Annotated in this window: 12 protein-coding genes; 11 read left to right on the top strand and 1 reads right to left on the bottom strand. The window is 74.3% G+C overall.

What is annotated here, in order from left to right; all coding sequences use genetic code 11:
• The first annotated feature begins 66 nt into the window (after positions 1-66).
• Positions 67-957, top strand: coding sequence for a sugar phosphate isomerase/epimerase family protein (locus tag FGG90_RS15190; RefSeq protein ID WP_237583463.1), 891 nt, complete (start codon positions 67-69; stop codon positions 955-957).
• A 65-nt stretch (positions 958-1,022) separates the two neighbouring features.
• Complete coding sequence (iolG, locus tag FGG90_RS15185; RefSeq protein ID WP_094126237.1) at positions 1,023-2,030, top strand: inositol 2-dehydrogenase; 1,008 nt, start codon at positions 1,023-1,025, stop codon at positions 2,028-2,030.
• A gap of 67 nt (positions 2,031-2,097) precedes the next feature.
• On the opposite strand, the gene FGG90_RS15180 is transcribed toward iolG, so the two are convergent.
• Positions 2,098-3,234 carry a Gfo/Idh/MocA family protein gene (locus tag FGG90_RS15180; protein WP_237583586.1) on the bottom strand — a complete coding sequence of 379 codons (1,137 nt, stop codon included), beginning with the start codon at positions 3,232-3,234 and terminating at the stop codon, positions 2,098-2,100.
• Between the two features lie 270 nt (positions 3,235-3,504).
• Here FGG90_RS15180 and FGG90_RS15175 point away from each other — a divergent pair, with 270 nt between their 5' ends.
• The 9 genes from FGG90_RS15175 (at position 3,505) to FGG90_RS15135 (ending at position 11,588) form a co-directional block, all read left to right on the top strand.
• Positions 3,505-4,482 (top strand): sugar ABC transporter substrate-binding protein, encoded by a 978-nt coding sequence (locus FGG90_RS15175; protein WP_094126239.1) that lies wholly within the window; start codon positions 3,505-3,507, stop codon positions 4,480-4,482.
• Between the two features lie 93 nt (positions 4,483-4,575).
• Positions 4,576-5,619: an ABC transporter permease gene (locus tag FGG90_RS15170; RefSeq protein WP_094126240.1), complete on the top strand. Its 1,044-nt coding sequence runs from the start codon at positions 4,576-4,578 to the stop codon at positions 5,617-5,619.
• Entirely contained in the window at positions 5,616-6,533 is a 918-nt protein-coding gene (locus tag FGG90_RS15165; RefSeq protein WP_094126241.1) for an ATP-binding cassette domain-containing protein, read from the top strand. Before FGG90_RS15170 ends, FGG90_RS15165 begins: the two co-directional genes overlap by 4 nt.
• Before the next feature lie 52 nt (positions 6,534-6,585).
• Positions 6,586-7,347, top strand: coding sequence for a GntR family transcriptional regulator (locus FGG90_RS15160; protein WP_094126242.1), 762 nt, complete (start codon positions 6,586-6,588; stop codon positions 7,345-7,347).
• Positions 7,348-7,849: 502 nt separating this feature from the next.
• On the top strand, positions 7,850-8,173 hold the full coding sequence (locus FGG90_RS15155) for a DUF7882 family protein (RefSeq protein WP_094126243.1): 324 nt from the start codon (positions 7,850-7,852) through the stop codon (positions 8,171-8,173).
• Positions 8,174-8,217: 44 nt separating this feature from the next.
• On the top strand, positions 8,218-8,493 hold the full coding sequence (locus tag FGG90_RS15150; protein ID WP_210433007.1) for a hypothetical protein: 276 nt from the start codon (positions 8,218-8,220) through the stop codon (positions 8,491-8,493).
• 48 nt (positions 8,494-8,541) lie between these two features.
• The gene (locus tag FGG90_RS15145) at positions 8,542-9,237 is read left to right on the top strand and encodes a GAF and ANTAR domain-containing protein (RefSeq protein ID WP_133065118.1); all 696 of its coding nucleotides are present in this window, start codon (positions 8,542-8,544) and stop codon (positions 9,235-9,237) included.
• A gap of 78 nt (positions 9,238-9,315) precedes the next feature.
• On the top strand, positions 9,316-11,052 hold the full coding sequence (locus tag FGG90_RS15140) for a dihydroxyacetone kinase family protein (RefSeq protein ID WP_094126245.1): 1,737 nt from the start codon (positions 9,316-9,318) through the stop codon (positions 11,050-11,052).
• Between the two features lie 74 nt (positions 11,053-11,126).
• Positions 11,127-11,588 carry a ribose-5-phosphate isomerase gene (locus FGG90_RS15135; RefSeq protein ID WP_094126246.1) on the top strand — a complete coding sequence of 154 codons (462 nt, stop codon included), beginning with the start codon at positions 11,127-11,129 and terminating at the stop codon, positions 11,586-11,588.
• Positions 11,589-11,635: the final 47 nt, after the last annotated feature.

The raw sequence follows: 11,635 nt of genomic DNA, 5'->3' as shown, positions 1-11,635 counted from the left end.
CTCCCCGACCTCCCCGACCCGACCCGCGGGATCCGCGGAGTGAGGGCGACCGTCGCCGGCGCGCCCGTGAGCTTCGGAGTGTTCGAGCTGACGCCCGAGGGCGCCGAGGTCGTGACGCCCGACGACATGGTGGAGGCGCTCGCGGAGACCGGGTACTCGGGCATCGACCTCGGCCCCGTCGGCTACCTCGGCCGCGGACGCGAGCTCCGCGACCGGCTCGCGGGCGCCGGCCTCGAGCTCGCGGGCGGCTGGATCCAGCTCCCCCTCTCCGACGACGACGCGTTCGAGGCGTCCCTCCCGGAGCTGCACGCCTCGCTCCGCGTCTTCCAGGAGGCGTCCGAGGCGGGACCGGCGCGCCTGCCGCTGCCCACGCTCGCCGACGCCGGATCCGCGGTGCGCGCCGCCGCCCCGGGCCGTGGCGCCGAGGCCGACCCGCTCGACGACGCGGCCTGGTCGCGGCTCGTCCGCAACACCGCGCGCGCCGCCGGGATCACGCGCGCCGCGGGCTTCGAGCCGACCTTCCACCACCACGCCGGCACGTTCGTGGAGTCGCCCGCCGAGGTCGACCGCTTCCTCGACGCGGTCGACGTGGGCCTCACGCTCGACACCGGCCACCTCGTCATCGCGGGCGGCGACCCGGTCGCGGCCGTCGCGCGCTGGGGGTCGCGGATCACCCACCTGCACCTCAAGGACGTCGACGGCACCGAGCTCCGGCGCGTGCTCGCGGCCGGCGGCGGCATGCGCGAGGTCTGGTCCTCGGGCGCGTTCGCGGCGTTCGGCCGCGGCGACGTCGACCTCGCGAGCGTCATGACCGCGATCGAGGCGCAGGGCTACGACGGCTGGATCGTCGTGGAGCAGGACGTGCTCAACGCCCCCGACGCCGACATCCGCCGCTTCCGGGCCGAGCGCACGGAGGACCAGCGGGTCAACCGCGAGGCGCTCCGCACCTGGGCCTGAGCCGCCCGCCCGATCCGCCCCGCGCCCCCGCGCGCACGACCACCACGAGACACGAGGACGCCGCCATGACCACGACCCCCCTGCGCTTCGGCCTGATCGGCACCGGCCGCATCGGCCAGGTCCACGCCGCGAACATCGCCGCGGACCCGGATGCCGAGCTCTCCTGGATCTGCGACCCCTTCGTCGACGGCGCCCACGCGCTCTCCGCGCGCCTCGGCGGCCGGGTCACCGCGGACGCGGCCGAGATGATGGCGTCCGGCGGCGTCGACGCCGTGCTCATCGCGTCGCCCACGCCCACGCACGTCGACCTCATCGCCGCGGCGATCGACCACGGCCTGCCCGTGCTCTGCGAGAAGCCCATCGACCTCGACATCGCCCGGGTCGACGCGCTCCTCCCCCGCGTGCGCTCCGCCGGCGTGCCCGTCGCGCTCGGCTTCAACCGGCGGTTCGACCCGGCCTTCGCGGAGGCGCGCGCCCGCGTGGCGGCCGGCGAGGTCGGCGAGCTGGAGCAGCTCTCGATCGTGAGCCGCGACCCGTCCGCGCCGCCCGCCGCGTACGTGGGCGTCTCGGGCGGGATCTTCCGCGACATGACCATCCACGACCTCGACATGGCGCGCTTCTTCCTGCCGGACATCGTCGAGGTGCAGGCGACGGGATCCACGACCTTCGACCCCGGCGCCCGCGAGCACGGCGACTTCGACACGGCCGTCGTGACGCTCCGGGCCTCCACCGGCGCGCTCGTGGTCATCACGAACTCGCGGCACAGCGCGGTCGGCTACGACCAGCGGATCGAGGCGTTCGGCTCGCGCGGATCCCTCCAGGTCGCGAACGCGCTCACGAGCCTCGTCAGCGTCTCGACCGCGACGAGCGTCGAAGGCAAGCCGCCCTACCAGGACTTCTTCCTCGAGCGCTACGCCGCCGCGTACGTCGCGGAGCTGCGCGCCTTCATCCGCCTGGCCCGCGGCGAGGAGTCCGACAGCCCCACGTTCGAGGACGGCCGCGCGGCGCTCGTGCTCGCCGACGCCGCGCAGCGCTCGGCCGTCGAGCGGGTGGCGGTGCCGGTCGCGCTCTGATCCCGGCGCGCTCTGACCGGGCGCGGCCTGACCCGGGCGCGGCCGGCAGCGCGCGGCGGGCACCGCGTCACGCGTCGTAGGTCGTGGCCCCCTCGACCTCGGCGACGGCCTCCCAGGATCCGCTCGCGTCGCTGCGCTCGACCGCGTCGACGATCTCCGCGGCCGCCCAGGCGTCGGCCGCCGACGGCGCGAGCTGCCGCCCCTCGAGCACCGAGCGGAGGAACAGCTGCGCCTCGATGGTCTTCAGGTCGTCGAAGCCCATGCCCGTGCCGGCGCCCGGCTGGAAGCGCGCGAAGTCGCCGAAGCCGGGTCCGGCCATCACGGTGCGGTAGCCGCTGGGGTCGTCCGCGAGCTGCAGCTCGTTGAGGCGCGCGAAGTCCCAGCGGAGCGAGCCCGTGGTGCCGTGGACCTCGAGGGCGTACTCGGCGCGCGGTCCCACGGCGACGCGGCTGGCCTCGAGCGTGACGACCGCGCCGGACGCGAACCGGCCGATCACCGCCGCGATGTCCTCGTTCTCGACCCGTCCGCGCGGCTGGTCGGCCGAGCCCGTGGAGAAGTGCCCGGCCGCTGCCGAGGTGGGGAGCGGCCGCTCGCGGATCACCGTCTCGGTGAGGCCCGTGACCGACGCGATCCGCCCGGCCACGAGCTGCGCCAGGTCGGCGCCGTGCGAGAGCAGGTCTCCCAGGACCCCCGATCCGGCCCGGTCGCGCCGGAAGCGCCAGGTGAGCGCGCCGAGCGGATCCGCGGAGTAGTCCGCGAGGAGCCGCACGCGCACGTTCGTGACCCGCCCGATCGCGCCGCCGCGGACGAGCTCACGGGCCCGGGACACGGCGGGCGCGTGCCGGTAGTTGAAGCCCACGGCGGTGACGAGCCCGGCGTCGGCGGCCGCGCGCGCGATGTCGCGCGACTCCGCGGCCGAGCGGCCCATGGGCTTCTCGATCCAGAAGGGCTTGCCCGCCTCCGCCGCGGCGAGCGCGACCTCCCGGTGGAGCGCGTTGGGCGCGCAGATGGAGACGACGTCGACCTCGGGATCCCCGATCACGTCGCGGTACGCGGGGCTCGTGCGCGCGTAGCCGAGCACGTCGCGGGCGTGCGCGCGGACCCCGTCGTCGGGGTCCGCGGCCGCGACCAGGCGCACGTCCACGGGCAGCTCCGGATAGTGCTCGCGGACGGCGCGGTACGCGCGGGTGTGCAGTCGGCCCATCCAGCCGACGGACACGAGGCCGACGCCGACGCGCCTCCGCGGGGGCGCCGCGGGCGTCGGGGGCGCCCCCGGCGCGGGGGACGACGCCGAGGAGAGGGCAGACTGAAGGGTCGGGTCGGTCATGCGGCTCCTGACGACGATGGCGGGCGCTCCCGAGCGTACGTCTTGTCAGCATGTGTTGACAAACGGCGTCACGCGGGTCGAGGATCGCCCCGACGACGACGTCCAGGACCCCGCCTCGCCGGGCGTCCGCCCGACAAGGAGCATTCGATGAAGAACCGATTCCTCGCCCCCCTCGGCCTCGCGGTCGCGGCGGGCCTCCTCCTCACCTCGTGCGCGGGCACCGGCCAGGACCCCGCGCCCACCGCGGGCGGCGGCAGCGGCGGCGGGGACCTCACCTTCGCGGTCGTCACGCACTCCGGCCCGGGCGACGCCTTCTGGGACCGCGTCAAGTCCGGCGCCGAGAAGGCGGGCGCGGACGACGGCGCGACCATCACCTACAACGCCGACCCGGATCCCGCCAAGCAGTCCCAGCTCATCGACAACGCCGTCGCGCAGAAGGTGGACGGGCTCGTCGTGTCCATGGCGAACCCCGACGGCGTGAAGGACAGCGTCGAGAAGGCCGTCGCCGCCGGCATCCCCGTCGTCACGATCAACTCCGGCATCGAGCGCTCGGCCGAGTTCGGCGCCCTCACGCACGTCGGCCAGAGCGAGACGGTCGCGGGCGAGGCGGTCGGCAAGCGGCTCGGCGACGCGGGCCTCGCGAACGTGCTCTGCGTGATCCAGGAGGCCGGCAACGTGGGCCTCGAGGAGCGCTGCGCGTCCGCGGCGAGCGCCTTCCCCGGGCAGATGGCGAACCTCCAGGTGGACGGCACGAACGACGCCGACGTGAAGGCGACCATCAAGTCGAAGCTCCAGGCGGATCCGTCCATCGACGGCGTGCTCACGCTCGGCGGCCAGTACGCGATCGACGCGGTGGGCGCCGTCGACGAGTCGGGCTCGAAGGCCCAGATCGGCACGTTCGACCTGTCGGAGGACGTCGTGAGCGCGGTCGAGTCCGGCTCGGTCCTCTTCGCGGTCGACCAGCAGCCGTACGTGCAGGGCTTCCTCGGCGTCACGGCGCTCGACCTCTACGCCACGAACGGCAACGTCATCGGCGGCGGCCAGCCCGTGTACTCGGGTCCCGCGTTCGTGACGAAGGACAACGCGGCGCAGGTCGCCGAGTTCGCGAAGAACGGCACCCGCTAGGCGGCCGGGCCGGGCGCACCCGACGCGTCCGGCCCGCCGCATCCGCCCCTCCCCCGCACCCCCGCACCGCACCCCTCACCGAAGGAGCACGCGTTGACCACGACGGACATCGTGACGATCGCCACGAGGCCGCGCCTCGAGGACAGGCCCATCCGGAAGATCCTCGCCCGACCCGAGATCGGCGCCCTCGTCGCCGCCCTCGCCGTGCTCGTGTTCTTCTCCCTCTACACGCCGCAGTTCCTCACCCTCGCCGGCGCGGGCGTGTGGCTCGAGTCGGCCTCGACCTTCGGGATCATGGCGGTCGCCGTCGCGATGCTCATGATCGGCGGCGAGTTCGACCTCTCCGCCGGCGTCATGACGGGGTTCTCGGCCCTCGTGGTCGGCATCCTCACCTCGCACTACGGCCTGAGCATCTGGGTCGCGGTCGTCGTCTCGCTCGCGGCGGCCCTCGCGATCGGCGCGCTCAACGGCTTCCTCGTCATGAAGACGGGGCTGCCGAGCTTCATCGTCACGCTCGGCACGTTCTTCGCGCTCGCGGGCGTCGACCTCGCGGTGACCAAGCTGATCACCGGCCAGGTCGCGATCCAGGGCATGACGAAGGTGCCGTCGTACGAGCAGATCCAGCCGATCTTCGGCTCGTCGCTCGAGATCGGCGGCGGCAACTTCTACGTCTCGGTGCTGTGGTGGTTCCTCGTCGCGGCGGTCGCCACCTGGATCCTGCTGCGCACGCGCGCCGGCAACTGGATCTTCGCGGTCGGCGGCGCCAAGGAGTCCGCCCGCCAGGTGGGCGTCCCGGTGCTCAAGACCAAGGTCGGCCTCTTCATGGGGACGGCGGGCGCGGCCTGGCTCGTCGGCATGATCTCGCTGTTCCGCACCTCCACGGTGCAGGCGAACACGGGCGTCGGCCAGGAGTTCATCTACATCATCTGCGCGGTCGTCGGCGGGTGCCTGCTCACGGGCGGCTTCGGCTCGGCCATCGGCGCGGCGCTCGGCGCGCTCATCTACGGCATGGTCTTCCAGGGCATCACGTTCGCCCAGTGGGACACGAACTGGCTCCGCACGATCCTCGGCGTGATGCTCCTCGCGGCCGTGCTCCTGAACAACCTGGTGCGCACGCGGGCGGGAGGCGGACGATGACGACGGAGACGAGCCCCACGGCAGGCGCCGAGCCCCGCGCCGGCGCGGTCCCCGGAGCCGCCGAGGAGGCCGGCGGACGCCCGACTCCCCCGCTGCCGCCCGTCGGCACGACCATCCTCGAGGTCCGCGACATCGGCAAGTCGTACGGCGCCGTCAACGCGCTCACGGGCGTCTCCACGATCGTCGCGGCCGGCCAGGTCACGTGCGTGCTCGGCGACAACGGCGCCGGCAAGTCGACCTTCATCAAGATGCTCGCGGGCGTGCACACCCCCAGCGAGGGCACGATGCTCCTCGACGGCGAGCCGGTCGTGCTCGGATCCCCGCGGCAGGCGCTGCAGGCCGGCATCGCGACCGTCTACCAGGACCTCGCGGTCGTGCCGCTCATGCCGGTGTGGCGGAACTTCTTCCTCGGCTCCGAGATCACGAAGGGGAAGGGGCCGTTCCGCCGTCTCGACGTGGCGGCCATGAAGGCGATCACGCACGAGCAGCTCGCGCAGATGGGCATCGACCTCCGGGACGTCGACCAGCCCATCGGCACCCTGTCGGGCGGCGAGCGCCAGTGCGTCGCCATCGCCCGGGCCGTGCACTTCGGCGCCCGGGTGCTGATCCTCGACGAGCCGACCGCGGCCCTCGGCGTCAAGCAGTCGGGCGTGGTGCTCCGCTACATCGCCCGGTCGCGCGACCGCGGGCTCGGCGTGGTCTTCATCACGCACAACCCGCACCACGCGTTCCCGGTGGGCGACCGGTTCCTGCTGCTCAACCGCGGATCCAGCCTGGGCACGTTCGAGAAGGACGAGATCACGCTCGGCGAGCTCACGAGCCTCATGGCCGGCGGCGCCGAGCTCGACTCCCTGGCGCACGAGCTGGCGCGCGACGGCGACCCGGACGGGGGCCGGACCCCGGCGGACGCCTGAGCGGGCGCATGCCAGGATGAGGCGTTGACCTGACACCGAGGGAGCGATCCGGATGACGCAACCGGAGCAGATCCTGCCCCCCGACCTGTTCCTGGCGCTCGACCGCGCGGGTCCGGTCCCCCTCTACTACCAGGTGGCCAACCTGCTGGAGACGGCGATCCACGACGGCACGCTCCCCGCGGGCGCCCGGCTCGAGAACGAGATCGCGCTCGGGGCCCGGCTCGGGCTCTCGCGGCCGACCATCCGCCGGGCCATCCAGGACCTCGTCGACAAGGGCCTCCTCGTCCGACGCCGCGGCATCGGCACGCAGGTCGTGCACGGCCGCGTCACCCGCAACGTCGAGCTCACGAGCCTCTACGAGGACCTCGAGCGGCAGGGCCAGGCGCCCGCCACCCAGCTGCTGTCCTCCTCGCGCGGCGAGGCCGACGAGCGCGTCGCGGAGGCGCTGGGCGTCGCGGTCGGCAGCCCCGTGCTGCACCTCACGCGGCTGCGCACGGCCGACGGCGTGCCGCTCGCGATCCTCGACAACGTGCTCCCCGAGCCGTTCATCGACCTGGATCCCGCGGAGCTCGCCACCCACGGCCTGTACCAGCTGCTGCGCGGCCGCGGCGTGATCATGCGCGTCGCCAAGCAGCGCATCGGCGCCCGCGCGGCCACCGCCTCCGAGGGCCGCCTGCTCGACCTGCCCCGCGGCGGCGCCGTGCTCACCATGTCGCGCACGGCGTTCGACAGCTCGGGCCGCGCGGTCGAGCACGGCCAGCACTGCTACCGGCCGGACCTCTACGCGTTCGAGATCACGCTCGTCGACCGGTAGGCGCGACCGCGGCCGAGGCCGCATCCGGTCCCCGGGTCGCCCGGCGGCAGCGGACGGATCGAGCTAGCAGATCCGGAATCCGCGAGTCAAGGGTCAGGTCGGAGCCGGCAGGAGCACGTGACATCGCACTACCGTCGGCATCAGGATCGTGGACCCGCACGAACCCGAATCGGTGGACGCGACCGCCCCTCCTCGGAGGGCCGACGGTCGCGCGCACCGGCCCGCGGCGTACCCGGATGACGCCGCGGTCCGAGTCCGGGACGACGCCGCCCCCGCGTCGTCCCGGACTCCCCGGGCGCCCGGATCGGACGGCGCGAAGTCACGGGCCCGAACCGGATGCAGCCGCGCGCGCGGCGCGTCGCTAGGCTCGATCCACGCCTTCGAGCCGCTCCACGTGCGCTCGCCGCGCACCCGGTCCCGACGGCTCCCGCCCGATGCCCGGCACACGGACGGCGCGCACGCGGGACGGGCCCGCTGCTCCGCACCCGAAGGAGAGCCGGACATGGGACACCTCGTCTACGACTCCCACACCCGCACCGAGATGGACGACCGCGCGCTCGCCCACCTGCAGATCGTGATCCTCAACAAGCTCCGGCGGAAGGAGGCGTTCGCGTTCTCCTGGAAGAACCCGGCCTCCGAGGGCGACGGCCGCCGCACGGTCTGGATCGCCCCCGAGATCCCGTTGGAGTTCGTCTACCTGGGAGGCCGCGCGCCCTCCATCAACATGGCGTGGGTGGAGGCGATGATGCTCGCGGCGAACACGTCCGCCGGCCTGCACCTCGTCCGCGAGCCCGGACCGACCCCGGACCACTCCCCCGCCTCCTGACGCGCCGCGTCCGGCAGACCCGCACCCCGATCGGAAGGGCCGCCATGGCCATCACCAACCTGCCCTACGACGACGACCGGATCCTCGACGAGGTCGGCGAGGCGCACGTGCTCAGCCGCGAGACCCGCGACGTGCGCGTCGACTTCACGGGCACGGGCGTGGGCCCGGAGGACACGGCGACCGTCACGGCCACGCTCACGTGGACCGTCACGGCGGCGGAGGCGGTCCGGATCCTCGACGCGGCGCGCCTGCAGGAGGACGACGACGCGGCCTCCGCCGGTCCGAACGCGATCCTCGCCGCCTGCGACGAGGCGTCGTGACGCATCGCCCCCTCCCCATCGCCGCGCTCCCGGCCTAACGTGGACGGGGTGAGCGACCCCGACGACGTCTTCCGCGCGCTGGCCGACAGCCTCGCCGAGTCCGACATCCTGGATGCCCTGGCCGACCTCGTCAGCGCCAGCATCCGGCACACCTCTGCGGTGGAGGCCGGCATCGTCCTCGCGGACGCGGCAGGGCAGCTGCACGTCGTCGCCTCGACGAGCGAGCGCGCGGCCGACGTCGAGGAGGCGCAGCTCGGCACCGACGAGGGCCCCTGCCTCGACTGCGTGCGCCACGGCGAGGCGGTCGAGGTCGCGGACCTCGACGACCGCCTCGAGGAGTGGCCGCGCTTCTCCCGCATCGCCGAGGCGCGCGGGTTCCGCGCCGTGCACGCGACGCCGATGCGGCTGCGCGGCCGCACCCTCGGATCGCTCTGCCTCTTCTCCACCGAGCCGGGCGCGCTCAGCGATCGGGAGGCGGCCCTCGTCCAGACGCTGGCCGACCTCGCGACCCTCAGCGTGCTGCAGCACCACGCGCTCGACCGCAGCCAGCTCCTCAGCGACCAGCTGCAGCACGCGCTCGACAGCCGCGTCGTGATCGAGCAGGCGAAGGGCGCGGTGGCGCAGCGGATGGGCATCTCCGTCGACGAGGCCTTCGCGGTCCTGCGCGGCGAGGCCCGGCGGACCTCGCGCCGCCTCCGCGAGGTGGCGGCCGAGGCGCTGCGCACGAGCACGTCGGGCGGCTGATCCACCCTCCTCGCCGGATCCAATATCCTATAGGATCTCCTCGGAACGTTCGCGTGCTCGACGAGGAGGACTGCACGGATGACCCGACTGTGGAACGAACCCGCGGAGTTCGCGGACGACATGACGGACGGCTTCGTCCGCGCCAACGGCCGCTGGGTGCGCCGCGTGCACGGCGGCGTCTCCCGCTCGACGCGCTCGGCCGAGGCCGAGGTGGCCGTGGTCATCGGCGGCGGATCCGGGCACTACCCCGCGTTCGGCGGCCTCGTCGGCCCGGGCCTCGCGCACGGCGCCGCGATGGGCAACCTGTTCGCGTCGCCGTCGTCGCACCAGGTGGAGTCGGTGATCCGCTCCAGCGAGCAGGGCCGCGGCGCGCTCCTCCTCTACGGCAACTACGCGGGCGACGTGCTGCACTTCGACGAGGCGCAGGAGCGCGTGCGTGGTGACGGGATCGACTGCCGCACGGTCGTCGTGACGGACGACATCTTCAGCGCCTCCCCCGACGAGCAGGCCAAGCGCCGCGGCATCGCGGGCGACCTCACGGTGTTCAAGGCCGCGGGCGCCGCGGCCGCCGCGGGCTACGACCTCGACGACGCCGAGCGCGTCGCCCGCCTCGCCAACGCGCGCACCCGGTCCATGGGCGTCGCCTTCACCGGATGCACGCTGCCCGGCGCCGACGAGCCGCTGTTCTCGGTGCCCGAGGGGCGCATGGCGGTCGGCCTCGGGATCCACGGCGAGCCCGGCATCGACGAGACCGACATCCCGTCAGCCGACGGCCTGGCCGAGCTGTTCGTCGAGCACCTGCTCGCCGCGGCCGAGGTCCCGGAGGGCGTGGAGGTGCGCGGCGCCCGCGTCGTGCCCGTGCTCAACGGCCTCGGCTCGGTGAAGACCGAGGAGCTCTTCGTCGTCTACACGCGCGTCGCCGACCTGCTGGAGGAGGCGGGCGTCGTGCTCGTGGATCCGCAGGTCGGCGAGTTCTGCACCAGCTTCGACATGGCCGGCGCCTCCCTCACCCTGTTCTGGCTCGACGAGGAGCTCGAGCGGCTGTGGACGGCGCCCGCCGACACCCCGGCGTTCCGCAGCGGCGCGTTCGACGGATCCGCGCTCAAGACGGTGGACGCGCGGGAGGCCGACGAGGCGGAGGACGCCATCCCGGACGCGTCCGCGGCGTCGCGGCGGGCGGCCGCGCGGATCGCCGGCGCGCTCGACGCCGTGCGCGCCACCGTGGAGGAGCACGCCGACGAGCTCGGCCGCCTCGACGCGGTCGCGGGCGACGGCGACCACGGCATCGGCATGCTCCGCGGGGCCCGCGCGGCCTCCGCCCGGGCGACCGCGGCCGTCGAGGCGGGCGCCGGCGCGCGCACCGCGCTCCGGATCGCGGGCGACGCCTGGTCGGACAAGGGCGGCGGCACGTCCGGCGCGCTCTGGGGACTGATCCTCCGGGCCGTCGGCGACGCGCTCGAGGACGACGGCGAGGCCCCCGCGACCGCGGAGGCGGTGAGCGCCGGGATCGGCGCCGCCCGCGACGCGGTCATGGGCCACGGCAAGGCGGCCCTCGGCGACAAGACCATGGTCGACGCGCTCGTGCCGTTCGCCGACGCGCTCGCCGAGCGGGTCGGATCCGGCGCGGCGCTCGACGACGCGTGGGCCGCCGCGAGCGCCGCGGCCCGGGAGGCGGCGGACGCGACGGCCGCGATGAGGCCCGGCATCGGCCGCGCGCGCTCCCACGGCGAGCGCTCGGTCGGCACGCCGGACCCCGGCGCGATCTCGCTCGCGCTGATCGCGGCCGCGGTCCGCCGCGTGCTCGCCGACGGCTGAGCGGCCGGATCCGGTCGTCGCCGGCACCGCAGCAGGACCACCGACAACAGCAGGACCACCAGGAGGAGGAGCGCATGAGCAGGACATGGCGGATCGTCGTTGGATCGGACGACGCGGGCTACGACCACAAGGAGGCCATCAAGGCGGACCTCGAGGCGAGCGACCTCGTGGCGTCGGTCGTCGACGTGGGCGTCGACGCGGACGGCCACGCCAACTACCCGACGGTCGCGACCACGGCCGCGGAGATGATCGCGCGCGGCGAGGCCGACCGGGCCGTCCTCGTGTGCGGCACGGGCCTCGGCGTCGCGATCGCGGCGAACAAGGTCGCCGGGATCCGCGCCGTCACGGCGCACGACTCGTACTCGGTGGAGCGCAGCGTGCTCTCCAACGACGCGCAGGTGCTCTGCATGGGCCAGCGCGTCGTGGGCCTGGAGCTCGCGCGCCGGAACGTGCGCGAGTGGCTGACGTACGAGTTCGACACCGCGAGCGCCTCGAACGACAAGGTCGACGAGATCCGCGCGTACGAGGCGAAGTAGGGCCGTGCCCGCGCAGCCGGCCGCGCGGTCGACGCTCGTCGGCGTGA

The sequence above is a fragment of the Clavibacter michiganensis subsp. tessellarius genome (genome assembly GCF_021922985.1).
Taxonomy (GTDB): domain Bacteria; phylum Actinomycetota; class Actinomycetes; order Actinomycetales; family Microbacteriaceae; genus Clavibacter; species Clavibacter tessellarius.
This window is presented reverse-complemented; position numbering and strand designations above follow the sequence as displayed.